Annotated in this window: 21 protein-coding genes and 1 riboswitch; of the genes, 15 read left to right on the plus strand and 6 right to left on the minus strand. The window is 40.8% G+C overall.

Annotated features, from left to right (window positions below):
- Positions 1 to 351: 351 nt before the first annotated feature.
- Positions 352 to 582 (minus strand): WYL domain-containing protein, encoded by a 231-nt coding sequence (locus AF333_RS14805; protein ID WP_043064236.1) that lies wholly within the window; start codon positions 580 to 582, stop codon positions 352 to 354.
- 35 nt (positions 583 to 617) lie between these two features.
- Between AF333_RS14805 and AF333_RS33685 the strand changes: the two genes are divergently transcribed.
- The 4 genes from AF333_RS33685 (at position 618) to AF333_RS14820 (ending at position 3,445) form a co-directional block, all read left to right on the plus strand.
- Positions 618 to 788, plus strand: a complete 171-nt coding sequence (locus AF333_RS33685) for a hypothetical protein (protein ID WP_158502298.1) — start codon at positions 618 to 620, stop codon at positions 786 to 788.
- 334 nt (positions 789 to 1,122) lie between these two features.
- Entirely contained in the window at positions 1,123 to 2,163 is a 1,041-nt protein-coding gene (locus AF333_RS14810) for a threonine aldolase family protein (protein WP_074715393.1), read from the plus strand.
- A gap of 184 nt (positions 2,164 to 2,347) precedes the next feature.
- Positions 2,348 to 2,791, plus strand: coding sequence for a GNAT family N-acetyltransferase (locus tag AF333_RS14815; RefSeq protein WP_043064237.1), 444 nt, complete (start codon positions 2,348 to 2,350; stop codon positions 2,789 to 2,791).
- 33 nt (positions 2,792 to 2,824) lie between these two features.
- On the plus strand, positions 2,825 to 3,445 hold the full coding sequence (locus tag AF333_RS14820; RefSeq protein WP_043064238.1) for a DJ-1/PfpI family protein: 621 nt from the start codon (positions 2,825 to 2,827) through the stop codon (positions 3,443 to 3,445).
- Between the two features lie 139 nt (positions 3,446 to 3,584).
- On the opposite strand, the gene AF333_RS36825 is transcribed toward AF333_RS14820, so the two are convergent.
- Positions 3,585 to 3,710, minus strand: coding sequence for a hypothetical protein (locus AF333_RS36825; RefSeq protein WP_268753618.1), 126 nt, complete (start codon positions 3,708 to 3,710; stop codon positions 3,585 to 3,587).
- Between the two features lie 132 nt (positions 3,711 to 3,842).
- Between AF333_RS36825 and AF333_RS14825 the strand changes: the two genes are divergently transcribed.
- From AF333_RS14825 to AF333_RS14835, 3 genes are all read left to right on the plus strand, one after another.
- Positions 3,843 to 4,052, plus strand: coding sequence for an alpha/beta-type small acid-soluble spore protein (locus AF333_RS14825; protein WP_043064239.1), 210 nt, complete (start codon positions 3,843 to 3,845; stop codon positions 4,050 to 4,052).
- Between the two features lie 195 nt (positions 4,053 to 4,247).
- Positions 4,248 to 4,856 (plus strand): TetR/AcrR family transcriptional regulator, encoded by a 609-nt coding sequence (locus AF333_RS14830; RefSeq protein ID WP_043064240.1) that lies wholly within the window; start codon positions 4,248 to 4,250, stop codon positions 4,854 to 4,856.
- A 32-nt stretch (positions 4,857 to 4,888) separates the two neighbouring features.
- A complete protein-coding gene (locus AF333_RS14835; RefSeq protein WP_043064241.1) occupies positions 4,889 to 5,239 on the plus strand; it encodes a DoxX family protein in 351 nt (116 codons plus the stop codon).
- Between the two features lie 85 nt (positions 5,240 to 5,324).
- On the opposite strand, the gene AF333_RS14840 is transcribed toward AF333_RS14835, so the two are convergent.
- Positions 5,325 to 5,648 (minus strand): MazG nucleotide pyrophosphohydrolase domain-containing protein, encoded by a 324-nt coding sequence (locus tag AF333_RS14840; protein ID WP_043064242.1) that lies wholly within the window; start codon positions 5,646 to 5,648, stop codon positions 5,325 to 5,327.
- 167 nt (positions 5,649 to 5,815) lie between these two features.
- Here AF333_RS14840 and AF333_RS14845 point away from each other — a divergent pair, with 167 nt between their 5' ends.
- Positions 5,816 to 6,430, plus strand: coding sequence for a PH domain-containing protein (locus AF333_RS14845; RefSeq protein WP_043064243.1), 615 nt, complete (start codon positions 5,816 to 5,818; stop codon positions 6,428 to 6,430).
- A gap of 212 nt (positions 6,431 to 6,642) precedes the next feature.
- The gene (locus AF333_RS14850; protein ID WP_043064244.1) at positions 6,643 to 7,227 is read left to right on the plus strand and encodes a guanylate kinase; all 585 of its coding nucleotides are present in this window, start codon (positions 6,643 to 6,645) and stop codon (positions 7,225 to 7,227) included.
- 107 nt (positions 7,228 to 7,334) lie between these two features.
- Here the strand turns inward: AF333_RS14850 and AF333_RS14855 are convergent, their stop codons facing one another.
- Positions 7,335 to 8,516 carry a helix-turn-helix domain-containing protein gene (locus AF333_RS14855; protein ID WP_080787585.1) on the minus strand — a complete coding sequence of 394 codons (1,182 nt, stop codon included), beginning with the start codon at positions 8,514 to 8,516 and terminating at the stop codon, positions 7,335 to 7,337.
- A gap of 49 nt (positions 8,517 to 8,565) precedes the next feature.
- On the opposite strand from AF333_RS14855, the gene AF333_RS14860 reads away from it, so the two are divergent.
- Positions 8,566 to 9,693: a class II histone deacetylase gene (locus AF333_RS14860; RefSeq protein WP_043064246.1), complete on the plus strand. Its 1,128-nt coding sequence runs from the start codon at positions 8,566 to 8,568 to the stop codon at positions 9,691 to 9,693.
- A 154-nt stretch (positions 9,694 to 9,847) separates the two neighbouring features.
- On the opposite strand, the gene AF333_RS35345 is transcribed toward AF333_RS14860, so the two are convergent.
- On the minus strand, positions 9,848 to 10,108 hold the full coding sequence (locus AF333_RS35345) for a hypothetical protein (protein WP_235496475.1): 261 nt from the start codon (positions 10,106 to 10,108) through the stop codon (positions 9,848 to 9,850).
- A gap of 203 nt (positions 10,109 to 10,311) precedes the next feature.
- Here AF333_RS35345 and AF333_RS14865 point away from each other — a divergent pair, with 203 nt between their 5' ends.
- The 4 genes from AF333_RS14865 (at position 10,312) to speD (ending at position 14,203) form a co-directional block, all read left to right on the plus strand.
- A complete protein-coding gene (locus AF333_RS14865) occupies positions 10,312 to 11,178 on the plus strand; it encodes a DUF1002 domain-containing protein (RefSeq protein WP_043064247.1) in 867 nt (288 codons plus the stop codon).
- 97 nt (positions 11,179 to 11,275) lie between these two features.
- A riboswitch (SAM riboswitch) is annotated at positions 11,276 to 11,387 on the plus strand.
- 88 nt (positions 11,388 to 11,475) lie between these two features.
- Complete coding sequence (locus AF333_RS14870) at positions 11,476 to 12,780, plus strand: homoserine dehydrogenase (protein WP_161808216.1); 1,305 nt, start codon at positions 11,476 to 11,478, stop codon at positions 12,778 to 12,780.
- A gap of 241 nt (positions 12,781 to 13,021) precedes the next feature.
- Positions 13,022 to 13,609, plus strand: a complete 588-nt coding sequence (locus AF333_RS14875; protein WP_043064248.1) for a hypothetical protein — start codon at positions 13,022 to 13,024, stop codon at positions 13,607 to 13,609.
- A 192-nt stretch (positions 13,610 to 13,801) separates the two neighbouring features.
- Positions 13,802 to 14,203 carry an adenosylmethionine decarboxylase gene (gene speD, locus AF333_RS14880; protein WP_040302602.1) on the plus strand — a complete coding sequence of 134 codons (402 nt, stop codon included), beginning with the start codon at positions 13,802 to 13,804 and terminating at the stop codon, positions 14,201 to 14,203.
- A gap of 167 nt (positions 14,204 to 14,370) precedes the next feature.
- On the opposite strand, the gene AF333_RS14885 is transcribed toward speD, so the two are convergent.
- Positions 14,371 to 15,822, minus strand: a complete 1,452-nt coding sequence (locus tag AF333_RS14885) for an IS1182 family transposase (RefSeq protein WP_043063790.1) — start codon at positions 15,820 to 15,822, stop codon at positions 14,371 to 14,373.
- Between the two features lie 244 nt (positions 15,823 to 16,066).
- Between AF333_RS14885 and AF333_RS14890 the strand changes: the two genes are divergently transcribed.
- A complete protein-coding gene (locus AF333_RS14890) occupies positions 16,067 to 17,359 on the plus strand; it encodes an acetyl-CoA hydrolase/transferase family protein (protein WP_043066545.1) in 1,293 nt (430 codons plus the stop codon).
- Positions 17,360 to 17,499 lie beyond the last annotated feature (140 nt).

A 17,499-nucleotide genomic window follows, 5' to 3' on the forward strand; every position in this document is an offset into this window, starting at 1 on the left:
CAAGGAGGTTGCTTTTTTAATACTGGTTTATCAACTCATAAGAGAGATTGAAAGAAACATGAACGAGATGAAAATGCTGCGATGAATATCAAACAGGAGGGACTCTGAAAGCTTGGATCGTAATCCATTGCTTTTATTTTCCACCGTTGGAACGACGGGGTGTGCATGTCGAGAGGCGGTAAGACCTTGGGGCTACGGCAATGTGGGAGTTCTTTGAGAACAAGAGGCCACGCCGTTCTCTTTGCGGTAAGGCCCGCCTCACTGAAGCATGAAAAATTCTGTTGGTCCTATGTAATCAGGCCATCTGGTCTGCCCAACAGAAGCTCTCCATTTCAATGGAGAGTAGTTCACTCAAAATTCTACTGGATATCTTGGTCCGTATACAAGACCGGATGGACGTGCTGCTGTAATCTTAGTTACAGTAAAACTACGAATGTTCTTAAGCATACGGCACCAGGCGAAAAACTGTAAACCGCCATCTCGAAAAGAATATGGTTCTACTAAGCGTTCCTGGCCTTCATACGTAATATAGACCATTTCTTTGCGGGCTCCGCACGCCTGAATTGTAGAAATTATATCCATTAGTACTCACCTCCTATCCGAAAGGGGATGGAAGCATGGGCAAGGTAATACCGATGAAAAGAAAACGCGATGAGAAGCAGGTTACCTGGATACCACAGAATCGCCCTTCTTTAGAAACGGCTCAATCTGCTTATTGCAAGGGATGCAAACGAAAGCACCTTATGTATCCAGTTTTTAATGAGGACACTGACCAGATTGGTTGGTGATGGTGCTTCTGTAAAAATAAGCCTTATTCTACTAAAGGGTGATTCATACTTCCTGCATCTATATACGTAGGTAGAGACATATAGTTTCTATATATTCATAAAAAATAGAAAATTATTTTTTGTGCTTGTACATTCAATTCCGCAAAGAAGGTTGAGTAGTTAAAAGTAATAATTTTAATGTTGCATTTACAATAATTAAAAAGCATTGTACGATGTAAAGGTATCACCCTTGTTGATTCTTCAGAAAAAGAAAGGCAATAACAGGACATAAATCGCCCTTTTGTAGTGGGATTCGTAGTATTCAATGAAAATTTTAATATAGGGGGAAGCAAAGGTGCCTTTTTATAAAAGTTTTGCCAGTGATAATTACTCAGGTGTACACCCTGAAATCATGGAGTCCATCATCCGTGCAAACGTGAATCATGTCAGTTCTTATGGGAATGATCCATATTCAGAAGCCGCTGTTTCAAAATTCAAGGAACATTTTGGCGACAATATTGATGTTTATTTTGTTTTTAATGGTACCGCAGCAAATGTGCTGGGTTTAAAAGCGATAACCAGATCATACAATTCCATTATTTGTGCTGAAACCTCTCATATTCATGTTGATGAGTGCGGTGCACCTGAATACTTTACCGGCTGCAAGACTCTTACTTTGCCAACAGAGGATGGAAAGCTATATGTTGACCTTATTAAACAGCATCTAACCGGTTTCGGTGATCAGCACCATAGTCAACCGAAAGTGATTTCTATCGCCCAACCTACCGAACTCGGCACAGTGTATAAACCGGAAGAAATTCAAGCTATAGCTACCTTTGCCCATGAACATGGGATGCTTCTACATATGGATGGTTCAAGGCTATCTAATGCAGCAGCAAGCCTGAAACTAACGTTTAAGGAAATCACGGTTGATGTAGGTGTTGATGTTTTGTCTTTTGGCGGCACGAAGAACGGACTAATGATCGGGGAAGCCATTGTTTTTTTTGATAAGAGTCTAGCAACTGATTTCAAATATATTCGAAAACAGGGAATGCAGCTTGGTTCGAAGATGAGATTTATTGCCGCCCAGTTTGAGGCGTTATTATCTAACGATTTATGGTTGCGCAATGCCAGAAACGCTAATGATATGGCAAAGTTTTTAGCTGGTAAAATCGAAAACATACCGGAAATTAAAATTACCCAGGAAGTAGAGGCAAACGCCGTTTTTGCTATCATTCCGCGAGAGTATATTTCAACCCTTCAAGAGGTGTATTCCTTCTACGTATGGTCCGAGGAAAAATCGGAGGTACGTTGGATGACTGCCTTTGATACAACAAAGGAAGATATAGAAAATTTTGTTGCGGAAATTGAAAAAATATGTTTTTCTAAGCTATAAGGATAAAAATTCCTGTATAATGGAAAAATAGGTTGATATATCTGGAAGGAGTGATGTGGTATGAAAAATGCTCAAGCTATTTGTTTCTTATTGTATGTCGATGGTGATAAAAAATAACCGTAGAGAAATGATAAAGTAAAACTTCCATCAGCGGAGGGCTCTACGGTGAACGGGAGGAATCTGAATGGAAATTTTACTGAGAGAAATTGATAAAACCAACTGGGAAGAATGCATTGAGTTAAAAGTTAAGAAGGAACAAGAAAATTTCATTGTATCCAATTTGTATTCAATTGCTGAAATGCAATTCTTACCGGGATTCGAATCTTATGGTATTTATTTAAATGAAATAATGATTGGATTTACGATGTTTGGAGTTGACCCGGATGACGGCAACTACTGGATATATAGAATTATGACTGATCAGAAGTTTCAAAACCAAGGATTTGGAAAAGCTGCCTTACTAAAGGTCATTGAGGAAATCGAAAAGAAAGAAAATAGAACCAACTTTATCTTCATTGGATATAACCCGGATAACGAGAATGCAAAGCGGTTGTATAAGAGCGTTGGTTTTGTTGAAATGGGCATAGCTCCATGGGGAGAAATGATTGTAAAATATACAATTAATTGAGTTTTTGCTGAAATAAAAAGAGGGAGGGGAAATATGGAACAGCAATGGTCTGTAGGCATAGTGCTCTTTGATGATGTAGAAGTATTGGATTTTGCAGGCCCTTTTGAGGTATTGTCTGTTACCGCCCACCCAGATCAACATGCGAGTACACAAGATATGAAGCCATTTATCGTAAAAACCATATCGGAAACAGGGCATATGGTTCATGCAAGAAATGGACTGAAGGTACAGCCTGATTACAGCTTTTCCAATGCTCCGCAATTTGATATTCTGGTTATTCCCGGAGGGTTGGGAGCACGCGAACGTGAAGTTCATAACAATGAGCTCATACAATGGATTACAGATCGCATGCAGAGCGTTCAACTCATGACATCGGTATGTACAGGAGCGCTATTGTTAGCGAAAGCAGGGTTGTTAGATGGTAAACATGCGACAACACACTGGGCCAGCTACGAACGATTACAAAATGAATTTCCTAACGTAATAGTTCAAAAAAATGTAAAATTCGTTGATGAAGGAACAATTATTACATCCGGAGGAATTTCTGCCGGTATTAATATGGCGTTTCATATTGTTAAGAGGTTATTAGGGGCAGAGGTAGCTCAGATGACCGCGAAGCGGATGGAGTACGATATCGATATTTCGCTCGTATAGCAGTGCGCCTAAGATAAAAGATTCCCCCTGTCAGCTTTTTGACAGGGGGAATCTTTTATTTCTTGAATATATAGAATGATCCATCTATATAAATTACACTTGATATTTTGACAGGGTAGCGTGGTTGGAAGTAGGTGATTCAGAAAAAGAAGAGGTTGGATGGGCCCTGCGCTCCAGCAGAAGAAAGGCAAACGTATCTTTTTCCAACCTCTGATTTTTTCATTCTTTTCTTACCTCTCACCACAAGAATTTGTCGATTTATCAAATCAGATGTATATAGAATTATGCGAGCTGCGCCGATATTTTGATTTTTTTCTGAAATGATGTATAAAATCTTTCTCAATGAGGCAATGTAAGGATACTCTCAACCATAAATAACCACAGGAGGTTTCACATCATGGCACAACAGCAAAACAGAAATACCAACAATCTGGTTGCACCACAAGCGCGCGCGGCACTTGACCAAATGAAGTATGAAATTGCATCTTCTTTTGGTGTACAACTCGGCCCGGATACAACATCCCGCCAAAATGGTTCTGTAGGCGGAGAAATCACAAAACGCCTTGTGCAAATGGCTGAACAGCAATTGAGCGGCCGCATTCAATAAGCAGCATAAGCTATACGATGAAAGCCTCCCGATATAAACGGGAGGCCTATTTTTTTGTTTTCTGAAAAAATGCACAGCACTTACTTTATATTACTCATAAGTAATGTTATTATATAATAACATTACTTATGAGTAATATTTTGTGAATGATTATCATTTATGTAAGCAATAAGCCTGAAAGGAGCTAATTACAAATTGGCACGTGAAAAAGGATGGAAAGGAAAAGAAAGCCGAGAACGGTTACTTGCTGCTGCTATCGACGAGTTTGCTAACCAAGGTTTCCATAAAACGAAAGTGAGTACGATTGTTACACGGGCCGGGTTAACCCAACCTGCTTTCTATCTTTACTTTTCAAGCAAAGAAGCCATTTTTGATGAAGTGGTAAATGACTTCCATGAACGCTTGCGCATGATGATGAAAACAATTCGCATGGAACCAGGAATCGAAACAGAAGATGTTCCTAAACGTGTGTTGTTTGCAGTAGAAACTTTGTTTCGATTTTTGGCCGAAAATCCGAACCTAACACGAATTGGACTCTTTCAAACACCGGAGGCCAAGAAGATTAAGGAAGAATTAGCTTTTATGGTTGTAGAAAACTTGCGGGCAGAACAGCAAGCCGGATATTTTCATCCTGATTTGTCGATGGAGATCGTTGCAGAATGTTTGGTTGGAATAGTAGAACGTCTTACTGTTTCGCAGTTGTTCTCAAAAAAGAGTAATGCAGAAAGTCTGGCGGCACAGGTTGTCCATTTATTGATGTATGGAATGTTTGCACATGGAAGTGTTTTGAGAGAGAAACCGTAGCCTGATGCACATTATATAAAGGGGAGATGTGGATGAAAATCGCTTCGATTGTTTTGCAAATTATTCTTGCGTTGGATTTTATATTTGCTGGCACATTAAAGTTATCTCGTGCAAAAATGATGGTTGAACATTGGAACGCTTATCGATATCCAAAGTGGCTCATGTTTTTGATAGGAATAATTGAGATACTTGGGGCGGCAGGGATGATTGGTGGTATTTGGATTCCATACTTTGCTATTGTATCGGGCATAGTGCTGGCGATATTCATGGCGGGAGCTATTTATACTCATATTTTTCGTGCTCATCATCCCATCAAAATGGCATCCCATGCTTTTATTGTCTTTGTATTATGTATGATTGTAGTGCTTTTACATTTAGCCTAATTACCATAGCATACAAGCAAAGAAACGGTATAATGCCCCCTTCAGAGAATATCCAGAGGGGGCATTATATGTTTTAGGGGCGAGGTTATTCATTATCTTGAAATCTTTTCAATAACTTTTCCTTATGTACTTCCATTACTTCTTCAAGAGTAAGGTCATAAAGATTGGCCAGTAATATGATATTCCCGAGTACGTCTCCTAACTCTTCGATGAGTTCCCTTCTTTGTTCACCTTCCGCTTTCTCTGTTTCATCCGGACGGTCTCTACCGATTTCAATGGCGCGTACAGCTCTCGCCAATTCCCCTGTTTCTTCTGCAAGAAAGCCCATCCGAATAAACGGCCCATACTTTGTCCACCCGCGTTGCTTGTAAAATTCGCCAATCCAGGTTTGGAATTCATTTATATTCAACTGTCTCTCCTCCTATCTGCTTTATAAGTATACTATATATCTACCTTGATACATCGACATGATTTTCTCCTAAGGCAGAGACTTCGTTATCATTGTTTAATCCAAATTCATGGTATAATAATGTTGAAATAAATGGTATTTAATGTAACCGAGAAAGGGCTGATAACATGTTTGGAAAAGTAGCAGCTGATATGCTTGGGCTTAGTGATGTAGGAACAGTAATAAAACCAGAAGATTACGATAAAGCGGATGTAGACGATTATGTTATGCAAGAAGATAACGAGAAAATTTTCTTTCTAATTAAATCAAAATCCGATGAATACTGTTTTACCAATAAAGCCCTTATTCACCTTGATGGAACAAGCGCAACAAGTAAAAAGCGCACGCTCCGTCGATATTCTTATCATACTCACCAAATTTCAAATGTGGTACTTGAAACAGCCGGAACGGTGGATTTGGATGTGGAAATTAAATTTAATATGGGTTCTGAACGATACTCGATTGATGTGCATAAAAAGCATCTGGAAGAGTTAAAAGATTTATATAAAGCACTGCTTAAAATTGCTGAAATTTCACATGAAAATGAAAGGGCTTTAGAATTTGCAAAACAAAGTCTTGAATTAGCTTCCACGACATTAACGCGTATCACAAGTACGGAAAGTAATCTAGTTGAGCAGTTTAAAGGATTGAACCAGGCTGCTTTTTCTTGGCTTGTTGATATGAAGGAGAAATATAGTAGTAAGGATTTCGGTTTTGTTTTTGAACGTTATATTAATAATTAAAGAAAAACAAGGTGTAATCAATAGAATGATTTACACACGAGTAGGAAAGCCTTTGACATGTAGTTGATATTTCACTGGTGTACGGGTTCGTTTTTTTGAAAATGGTAAATTTTGTTTCTTATTTTGAGCGTGTCTAGAATATAATTTGTATGACCTACATTTCCTGATTAATTATATGTTATTCCTATATTTTTCCGAGGAGGTTGTAAGATATGTTTAACTTAAAGGAAAAAGAATTTATCTTCGTATTTACAGGTCCCGATGGAGCAGGTCGTAAAACGATTGCTGAAATGATTTTCCGCAGTCTTGACATCCCTCATGTCGTTTCATACACTACCCGACCAAAGAAGCCAATGGAAGTGGAAGGGCATGACTATCATTTCATTACGGAAGAGCAGTTTCATCATGCTGAGAAAAATAACGAGTTCTTAGAGAGTGTTGTTTTGGACGGATATCACTATGGGATTAAAGAGTCGGATATTACCTCTTTATTTAAAGAAAAACAAAGCGTCATTATGGTGTTAAACGCTGAAGGAACGGAAACAATTAAAAGGCTATACGGTGATAAGGTAGTTCGTTTCTTTATTTATGCTGATAGTGACACGGTAATTGAGCGACAAAAAAAGCGCGGTGATTCAGAAGAGGATATCAAACGACATATTGCACATTATGAGGAGTCCATGGCGTATAGAGAAGAGTGCGAACATATTTTTGAAAACTTTGATTCTTCCCATACCGCTTTTGAAATCACTAAGTTGTTTGAGAACTATCTGAATGTACAATTTCTTGAAGAATGATAGTGGAAAGCCTGTGATTAAGATGGGTGAAATGGGATAAAGGAAAAGACAACGCTCTGCAGAAAAAGCAGAGCGTATTTGTTTTCAAACATGCAGGCGAAGCTGTCTTAGTTGAATATAGCGGTGAGCTTATATGCCAGGCTTGTCCGATTGGCAACATTAAGTTTCTCGTATATATTTCTTAAATGTTTTTTAACAGTGTTAATGCTAATCCAGAGCTCATTGGCAATCTGCTCGTTCGTACGTCCTTTTATCACCAGCTCGCAAATCTCCAGCTCTCGCCTGGACAATCTTTGTTCTACTGTCTTTTGCTCCATTTCTTCTTCAGAGAAAAGGTAGATACCATATCGATTGGGGTGATCGGTTAAGATGCCTTTTATTTCAGGCACGACCTGCAAGGTCCAATGCTCACTCCCTGGAAAACTGATTTTTATATTTATTCCTGCCTTCCAATTGGGATGAGAATACACATAGTAATGTAAAAACTCTTCAATTGACGATGCACCTCTTTTAAATGTCTGACAGATATGTTGAGCAGCTTCATTAACAAAGTGAATGTTATGAGTGTAATCAACGAGTACAAACCCGGTAGTTGAAACGTTTGTACGTGCTTCCAGCAACCTTTTTTGATAGCTTATATCCTCCAGGCGCATATAATTGCCCAGCACGTGGCTGATATGGTTAGACAGAAAAGTTAAACGCTTACAATCCTTTTCGGTATAAGGCTTTTCTTCTTGTAACCGGGCCATTCCTATTACGCCACACAACTTGCCCTCGTCCATAAAATATACAACCATCTCGTGATAGTAATTATATTTACGCATGAACATGAAATAGTAATTTGTTTTTTCATATTCTGGCAGTGACATAACATCATCTATACGCAGCGCCGGGTAGGTAGGGAAGGTAGCTAACTGTTTTTTTGGGTGCAAGATATCATATTGAAAAAAGCATTCCATATAATCATAAAGAACTTGATCAGAAATATTCCAAATCTCTGGGCTGTAAAGGTTTCCGTGATGATCGGCTAACCAAAATATAGAGCGGCTATAACCGAATAAATCAGCAAGCGATGTTTGGACTTTTTTTCGGAAAAGGGAGGGTGGAACACGAATTTCATTGAGAAAATGAAAAATTTGTTCGTACTCTTTTTTTGAAAAATTCATAGCCGACCCCTTTCGTGAAGCGTATGGATTTGAAATGCCTTCTGCTTTAATTATCCTTTCGGGTAATTGGTTCTTGTTTATTATTCTGCCATAATTATAAAAACAAACAGCTAAGAAATCCATTAATTTTCTAAAAATTCAATGAAATAATAAGCTGTAGGAGGTAAGATACATGCGGAAAACAGGATTTGTTTGTCACGAGAGCTATTTTTGGCATGATACAGGTAATGGAGCTTTGTTTCTTCCACCGGGCGGATGGATAGAAAGTGACATTCATTCTGAAAACCCGGCAACCAAACGGCGGTTTAAAAACTTGCTGGAACGCAGCGGTCTATCTTCAAGCCTTACATATCTTGAACCTCGTTTGGCAACGAGAGAGCAAGTTCAACTGTACCATACATCGGAATACATTGATAAAGTAAAAAAGTTAAGTGATACAACGGGTGGAGATGCTGGGGAGCTGGCGCTTGTCGGATCCGGTTCCTATGAGATTGCACTTCTTTCAACCGGAGGGGCACTTACGGCAGTAGACGCTGTCATGACAGGACAAGTCGATAACGTATACGCTCTTACACGCCCACCAGGCCACCACGCAGAAAAAGAACTCGGCATGGGGTTTTGTTTGTTTAACAATGTCGCTATCGCCGCTGCATATGCCCGTGAGACGTATAACTTGAAAAGAATTCTTGTTCTAGATTGGGATGTGCATCATGGAAATGGTACAGAGAGTGCTTTTTATGATGAGTCCGGAGTGCTGTTTATTTCTCTTCATCAAGAGATGAATTTCCCGCCGGAAAGAGGGCTTGCAGAGCATGTTGGAGAAGGAGAAGGAGAGGGATTCAACGTGAATATTCCTCTTCCAGCCGGAACTGGAAATGCAGGGTACATGTATGCCTTTGAAACGGTGGTTAAGCCGATTGTCGACCAATTTCAACCAGAGCTAATTCTACTCTCCGCCGGACAAGACCCGAGCATGTTCGATCCTCTTGCCAGAATGATGGTAACTGCCGAAGGATTTCGTACATTCACTTCTTTTATGCTAAAGTTGGCTGATAAGCATTGCGATGGGCGTCTCGTCGCTTGCCATGAAGGTGGCTATAGTGCTCCGTATGTCCCTTTCTGCTCGCTTGCGATTGTGGAAGAAATGAGTGGTATCCGAACGGAAGTCGAAGATCCGTTTATTGCTGCTATGTATAAAATCCCTACCAATGAATTGTATGATATTCAAAAACAGTATGTGGATCAGGTAAAGGAAATTCAATCGAAGTACTGGAATATGGAGTATCAAGCTTCTTTATAATCAAAAGATGGGTCCAGTGTTAAATGCTATATGAAGAACACTTGGCATTTGGGTATAGGAAATATATACAATGAACAATCAGTCTTTCTTCATTACGAAGAGAGGCTTTTTTAATGAAGGAAAAAGAATAAAATTCATAGTTCAGGCAACTAATTCATAGATTGTATCGTATATTTAAGTAGGTAGGAAGCGAACAGAGGCAGGTAAGTAAGTTTGCTGGTGTATGTATATAAATTACACTTGATATTTTGACAGGGGAATGTGGTGGGAAGTAGGAAATTCGGAAAAAAGAAGAGGTTGGATGCGCCCTGCGATCCGGCAGAAGAAAGGCCAGCGTGTCATTTTCCGACCGCTCTCGCCCACCGCCCTTCCTTCTTTTCTTACCTCTCACCATAAAAATTTGTTGATTTATCAAATCAGATGTATATAGTAATGTACAGAATACGCATAAATATGGTACTAGCCTCTTTTTTTTCCTGTGCTATAATCAGAAGGTATGAACCAAACTGGCGCTAAGAATATAGCGGGTGTACATATCCTGCGCGTGTTCTGCTCTTGAGCGCAAGGGACAGGTTTATATCCAGCAAGTTATTTTTTTATTGGGGAGGAGTGACGGAAGTGAGGAAGTTGTTTTTAGCCCTGCTTCTTTTTCTTCTAACGACGGCGACTGCATATGCAGATGCGGCACCGGGCGATACGATTGTAACATACGGTCACAATTTGACACCGGCACAGAAAGAGCAAATTAAAGGCCGGTTTGGTGCGCCAAGCGGAGCGCAGGAGATTACTGTAACGAATCAGGAAGAACATAAATACCTTGACGGATTGCTTAGTAAAAGCGTCATTGGAACCCGAGCTCTTTCGTCGGCCATGATTCAAGTTGCCGAACAAGGGAATGGCATTAACGTACAGACAAACAATATCACATGGGTCAGCAAAGCGATGTACGAGAATGCGCTCGCGACTGCAGGCGTGAAGGATGCAATAGTAAAAATTGATGCTCCGTCACCGGTATCCGGAACAGCAGCATTGACCGGTATCATGAAAGCATACGAGACGGTGACCGGTACGAAAATCGATGAGAACCAGAAAAAAGTCGCCAGCGAAGAGATGGTAACTACGGCGAAAATCGGGGATCAAATCGGGGATAAAGAAAAAGCGGCTGAGCTTCTGACCCGGCTGAAAGCTGAGCTTGCCAAACAAACCGGCAATATGTCTGATGATCAACTGCGTGAGATGATTCGCAATGTGGCCAATCAGATGGGACTGCAATTGTCTGATTCGGAGATTGAATCACTTGTTAGTATTCTGCGTAAAATTCAAAATTTGAATATTGATTGGAACAAAACGCTTGATCAAATCTCAAGCTATAAAGGACAAGTTCAAGACTTCTTGAACAACAACCCGGAAGCGAAATCGCTCGTACAGGAAATTTTGCAATTCCTAAAAAATTTAATCGATCAGATTTTGAGCTGGTTCAAGTAGCGCAGTAGGTGTTGTCAAACATGTTGTTAGGTTTGACATTTCTGACAAGACGAGGTAGTATAATGTACAATTAAACAAATGCATACGAAGCAAGACACTCTTATCTAGAGAGGTGGAGGGATATGGCCCGATGAAACCTCAGCAACCGCAGGTGCAGCCTGAAAGGTGCTAATTCCATCAAAGCTTTGCGAAGCTTTGAAAGATGAGAGGAGGAACTTGGTATATACCATCCAACCCTCTTCTCCGGAAGAGGGTTGTTTATTTTTGTAGGCAGAAAACGTTGGGAGGATATGAATGATGAAAAAATGGAAGATTGCCCTGTTGGGATTAGGAACAGTAGGTTCCGGGGTGGTAACGATTCTGCAAACACATGGAAAACGTATTCGTAAACAGCTTGGGGCCGATCTAGAAGTAGTCGGCGCGCTGGTGCGTAATCCGGCAAAGTCGCGCAAGGTAGAGGTAGAGAGTGATGTATTAACGACGGATATTCAAACGATTTGGGAACGGGAACCAGATATTATAATTGATGCGATGGGCGGGCTGGACCCAACGCTTGGCTATATAGAAGAAGCGATTAGCCGGCAATGTCATGTTGTCTCGGCGAATAAAGAAATGTTGGCCGCGTATGGTCCACATCTGCACCATTTGGCTGAAGAGCAGAATGTCTCTTTGCTGTATGAAGCGAGCGTAGGCGGCGGTATCCCGGTTCTGAACGCGTTAAGTCAACTATTACATGCAAATCGCATCACGCGTGTATATGGTATTCTAAACGGAACAACCAATTATATTTTGACCAAGATGGAAGAAGAAAACCTTGCTTATGAAGAAGTGTTAGCGCAAGCGCAGGAATTGGGATTTGCGGAAGCGGACCCGACGGCGGATGTAGAAGGATATGATGCGTTTAATAAAATCCAGATTATAGGCCATCTCTGTTTTGGAGGAAAGACACAGCCGCTCGCAAGTGAGCGAGAAGGGATTGTATCCGTTACAAGCGAAGAAATAGAAGTATACGGAAAACTCGGATACCGTGTGAAGTTGCTGGCAGTAGCAGAGCGGCAAGGCAGCGGCTATAGTTTGCGTGTCGGTCCAACACTCGTGCCGCATAGCCATCAGTTGGCTGGAGTAAAAAACGAATATAATGCTGTTTTTGTAACTGGTGATATTGTGGGGGACTTGTTGTTTACAGGTAAAGGTGCCGGTGCGCTGCCTACAGGAAGTGCAGTTGTTGAAGATGTGCTACAAGTCGTAAGCGGACGTACATTTGCGCTGGAGCAGGAAGAGGCTGGCGGCCGAACAGTTATACATGGGGAAGCAGAGACGTCAGAAGCGGTTGCCGCCTTTTTCACGCTTCCAAAGCGTGAGACGGATTCAGCGAAAATCCGGCTTCTATCGTTTCTTTCTTCCGAAGCAGGTTTTCTGCATGCGGTTGATACGCTCGAGGCCGGGGAAGGCTCTTATATTGCCGCTATACTCAGTGGTGCAGATGTACAAGTATTACAGGCATTTGCTAAGCATGTAGATGCTGTGCTTCATCTACGTGCCGTACTTGATGACAGGCTTGCCCTTGCTTTCCGGGAAGCAAATGTTACGCTTCCGATCTAAACAGTAATGTTCACTATTTTTCACTGAAAGTATCGATGTTCAAAAACATTACAAAAGGACAAAGAAAACGTAATTTTTCATAATATAACGTATATCAGCAAGAATCAATCGCCGTTTAAGAAGATTAGCTCCCTCTAACGTGGTCATTCTCTTCCTTTCTATAGCACAAATGATTGGAGAATGGTTATGGCTTTTCGGTATAATATATTTGAGCAGGAAAAAATGTATGGGAGAGATTTGTATGGCTCAACGAGTAGCCACCGAATACAAGAAACTTGTCCTTGAATTAAGCACATGGCAGCTGCAGTCTTTTATTGAAATGTTTCAGAATACAGAATTTGAAACAGAAGTTCGAGTGTATGATAATGGCGAGAAAGAAATCGTATTGTTTGATAGGGGAGGGGAAATCCCGCTATCCTTTAAACTGATTGGCGATATGTACACCTTTGAAGGCGGATATACAATCCGGGACGCCAAACTGGCCAATCATATGCGGCAGGCCGTGCGCCGCTTTAAAGGCAACGCGGTCGTACATCGCATGTATCCGACGTATACGATGATTTATCATTACCAGGAAGGTAAAGTAATGAGAATCATTGAACAGAAAGGTGATGGTCAAACGCTTGTCTTCGAGTACCGTGACACTATAGGCGATTTGCAACGTCTGTATGAGTCACGAGGAGTAGAAGATCAGATCGCTTGGCTCAGAGTGCATATTGACCAATTGCTTGATTTCCGCAATCGGCGCCAAGCAGCCCATTTGCCGACGAGGGACGTGGACCGGCAATTAGCCGACCTCTCTCATCAGCTATTCATGTTAGAAGCATAGCATGGCTAGAAAGATCACTCCAAGAAAGATAAGAAGTTGTTGCAAAAAATGTAGAATCATGTTATATTCCTTGTTGTGAACAAAATTAGGAACCAGGATTCACTCAAGGAAGTTTCTCCTCGAATTATAGTGAATGACGTAGGTCCTAGCGAGATTGATGAACATATTATTGCTAGGAGGGGGGACCGAAACGTGGAATATTCTACTTTCGGAAGACATGTTGCGATTGATACTTGGGGTGTTGATTTTGAGAAGTTGAACAGTGCGGAATTTCTGCAGAATCATATGGTTGAAGCTGCAGAAGCTTGTGGTGCGACTGTATTATCTGTACAGGCAAAGCAATTTGAGCCGCAGGGTGCCACAGTACTGGTTCTGTTATCGGAAAGCCATATTTCCATTCATACGTATCCTGAAAGAGGATTCGCGGCACTTGATTGTTATACGTGCGGCGAAACTGTGGATCCTGAATTGGCTATCCAATACATGGTCAATATTCTACAACCGGAAAAAATGTACGCTCGCAAATTAATTCGGGGCGTAGGTGAGATGGAAGTTGTGGAATCTGATGTGTTAAAACAAAAACAAAACGCATAGAAGCGAATATTTCTACGAATAAAAAACCACCCTGAAACTTAGAGGCCACTGAAAAACTAGCGTTTTTTAGAGTAACTAAATTGATTCATCAAAAAAGACGACTCTAATTCAGTATTTGAATGCAGAGTCGTCTTTTTCCCCGTTATCACTAGCTGTATCTCTCGCTTTTAACCCATTAGTTTCAATATCCTTTTCAAATTCACTGTAAATATAGCCATTGCCCCTTGTAATTCCATACCAATAAGACCCGAGGATGACGCCACATCATACCCGTGTCGGTGCTTTAACTCACTATTTTTAGCTTCAATTTTATATCGTTCTTTCGATTTTTCTTTAAAATACTCACTTTCTTGAAATTTTTCCTGTTCTACATGTTCGTTGGATTTAATACTAACAGAATAACTCTTGCTTTTGGCTCCTTCTTTATAACATCCTTCTTTAAAAGAACATCGCTTACACCTTTCAATATCAAAATAGTACGTATTTTTTTGATTTTTACCTACCCCTTTTTTTCCTTGTCGAGCTTTCCGGATCGCCATATGTCCTGCTTTACATACATACATTCCTGCATCTTTATTGAATTCAAATTCATCTTCCTTCTTTCGATTCCCTTGTGTAACGGAAGGATTTAATTTAGCGACTAATTTGATATCGTTCTCCTGACTATATTCAATATTTCCTTTTTCCGAATAAGCAGTATCACCAATTACGGTTTCAATCTCCATGCCAGCTGCCACACTTTTTTCAACTAACGTCTGTAATTGTTTTCCGTCATTTTTTTCACCGGTCGTAATGGTTGCGGCCGTGATCAGCCGTTCTTCACTCATGGCTATGTGTGTTTTGTATCCAAAAAACGAAGAATCCGCACTTTTATGCCCCACCTTTGCATCTTGATCTTCTGAGATCGGCAACGGTTCGATATCATCAGCGACGACTTCTTTAAGACGGTTTACCTGTTCCTTTACTTTTGGATACTCGGAAATACTGCCTTCCTTTTCGATCACGTCAATAAGCTTTTGACAGTAGTCGATCTCATCTTCCAATACATTCGTTGCGTTTTTGGCGGGGAACTTGTTTTTCATGGTTTCATCTAGGGTATATACGACTTTTCTCAACTTTTTTGAGTGATCCATCAGGATTTCTTTAGGGGACTTCTGATTGTACCGAGCTTTCGTATGAGTGGCATCGACGATAATGGCTTTACTTTTGATAATCCCCTTTTCAATGGCGATTTCTACAGTCTTATTGATCAACATATCCAAAAGGTCGATATCTTTTAAACGCAGTTTCCGAAACTTGGTCAATGAACTTGATTCAATCACAGACTCTTCAGGCGCCATTTGAAGAAAATACTTAAAAGACATGTCATATTTCGAACGTTCAACCACGTCGACATCAGACAAGTCATAGATCGACTTCAACAATAAATATTTGAACATACGAATCGGGTCGATGGCGTTTCGACCGTTATCAAGGCAATATTTATCTTTAAGCTCGTCATATAAAAAAGAGAAGTCGATCAGTTCGTTAATTTTTCGCAACAGGTTATCCTTTGGAATGACCAAATCATAAATAGCCATAAACGGACTGAAGATCATGGATTGTTGTTTTTGAATCATCGTAACCACCCGCATAAATTGATACCTTGATTATACAGAAAAAAGGTATAATCTCCTCACAAATGGAGGGATGATACCTTTTTTAGGTCAAGAGGACTTTTTCAGTGGCCTCGAAACTTATGGGTGGTTTTTTTAATGATTAGGAACATATATTGCTTTATTTAACAGAATCCTCACTTGCCTCTGGAAAATTTGGCATTTATGATGAATAAAGGTAAGGCAATATATATCGGAGGTCTAATGAATGAGTCAATTAATTGATGTGGAGAACAAGCGGAGAATGCCGGAGGATGTACTTGCTTACATCAATAATGGCGATGATCTCATCGTTCCGCTGGCTAATGGCGAACCGAGCGTTCTGCTGGACATGATTGAAAAGAATGCGGAGCGTTGGTCTGGCGTGCGTATCCATCAGATGCATGCCCTAAAAGAGCGCGATTATATTCACGGCAAATTTGGTGATCACCTGCGTCATGTTGCGTATTTTTTAAGCGGAGCGTCGCGAAAAGCATTTCTTGCCGGAGGATGCGATCTTGTTCCCAATCATTTTCATGAGGTGCCGCGTTTACTGCGGGAAACGACAAAAGCATCCTTAATTCTTGCGGCGGCGGCGCCAATAGACGAACATGGCTATTTCTCGCTTGGAACACAAGCGGACTATATTGCCTCTTTTATCGGTAAAGTGCCATTTTTCCTGGAAGTGAATCCGAACATGCCACGGACATTTGGTGCCAATCAGGTACATATCAGCCAGATTCAAGGATACATTGAAGTAAATTATCCGTTGCATGAAGCTAGAGAACCTCAGATTACGGAAACGGATCGTCGTATTGCTTCCTATGTGGTTGAACGTATTCAAAATGGTGCTACCTTGCAGGTAGGCATCGGCGCGATTCCTAATGCAATTATCGGTTTTCTTGAAAATCACAAGAATTTGGGCATCCATACCGAACTGTTAACAGACGGTATTGTCGATTTGGCCGAGAAAGGTGTTGTCAACGGTATCGAGAAGAAAACCCATGTTGGAAAAATCGTGGGCACTTTTGCACTTGGCTCCAAGAAGCTATATGATTTTATTGATGAGAATACGGGTGTGGAGATGCTCCCAGTTGACTATGTGAATGATCCTCGCATTATCGGTCAAGAGGATAATATGATCTCTATTAATGCCACTACTGAAGTTGATTTTATGGGACAATGTGCATCCGAGACGATTGCCGGCCGCTATTACAGTTCTAGCGGGGGACAGGCCGATTTTGCGCGCGGTGCGCGCTTCGCTAAGAATGGTAAAGGCTTTATCTGCCTTCATTCCACAACGCGGGATGGTTCGATTTCCCGTATTCGTCCGCAATTGACTATCGGTTCGGCTGTAACTACATCAAAAAATGATGTTGATCATATTGTTACCGAGTATGGTGTGGCATCTTTGCGCGGCAAAAGTATTGCTCAACGCACGAGGGAATTATTGGCGATTACGCATCCAAAATTCCGTGAAGAACTAGAGTTCGAAGCGAAGAAGTTCGGATTGCTATCATAAAGTGAAACCAACAATCAGCGGGGCTTTCCTTCCTCCACTGATTGTTAATTAAACGTAGGATAAAGAGCAAAAAGCCGTTCCCTAGATATTGGCTGATGACAAAGGCACCGTTTTTATAAACGGTGCCTTTGTAAATATCA

This window comes from Aneurinibacillus migulanus, assembly GCF_001274715.1.
Classification (GTDB): domain Bacteria; phylum Bacillota; class Bacilli; order Aneurinibacillales; family Aneurinibacillaceae; genus Aneurinibacillus; species Aneurinibacillus migulanus.

Bases quoted from the DNA above. Each gene is read 5' to 3' on its own strand.
- AF333_RS14825 (WP_043064239.1), top strand. From the start codon at position 3,843: ATGGCACAACAGCAAAACAGAAATACCAACAATCTGGTTGCACCACAA.
- AF333_RS14835 (WP_043064241.1), top strand. From the start codon at position 4,889: ATGAAAATCGCTTCGATTGTTTTGCAAATTATTCTTGCGTTGGATTTT.
- AF333_RS14875 (WP_043064248.1), top strand. From the start codon at position 13,022: ATGGCTCAACGAGTAGCCACCGAATACAAGAAACTTGTCCTTGAATTA.
- AF333_RS14820 (WP_043064238.1), top strand. From the start codon at position 2,825: ATGGAACAGCAATGGTCTGTAGGCATAGTGCTCTTTGATGATGTAGAA.
- AF333_RS14815 (WP_043064237.1), top strand. From the start codon at position 2,348: ATGGAAATTTTACTGAGAGAAATTGATAAAACCAACTGGGAAGAATGC.
- AF333_RS14855 (WP_080787585.1), bottom strand. From the start codon at position 8,516: ATGGATTTCTTAGCTGTTTGTTTTTATAATTATGGCAGAATAATAAAC.
- AF333_RS14890 (WP_043066545.1), top strand. From the start codon at position 16,067: ATGAGTCAATTAATTGATGTGGAGAACAAGCGGAGAATGCCGGAGGAT.
- AF333_RS33685 (WP_158502298.1), top strand. From the start codon at position 618: ATGGGCAAGGTAATACCGATGAAAAGAAAACGCGATGAGAAGCAGGTT.
- AF333_RS14845 (WP_043064243.1), top strand. From the start codon at position 5,816: ATGTTTGGAAAAGTAGCAGCTGATATGCTTGGGCTTAGTGATGTAGGA.
- AF333_RS14885 (WP_043063790.1), bottom strand. From the start codon at position 15,822: ATGATTCAAAAACAACAATCCATGATCTTCAGTCCGTTTATGGCTATT.
- AF333_RS14870 (WP_161808216.1), top strand. From the start codon at position 11,476: ATGAAAAAATGGAAGATTGCCCTGTTGGGATTAGGAACAGTAGGTTCC.
- AF333_RS14850 (WP_043064244.1), top strand. From the start codon at position 6,643: ATGTTTAACTTAAAGGAAAAAGAATTTATCTTCGTATTTACAGGTCCC.
- AF333_RS14805 (WP_043064236.1), bottom strand. From the start codon at position 582: ATGGATATAATTTCTACAATTCAGGCGTGCGGAGCCCGCAAAGAAATG.
- AF333_RS14860 (WP_043064246.1), top strand. From the start codon at position 8,566: ATGCGGAAAACAGGATTTGTTTGTCACGAGAGCTATTTTTGGCATGAT.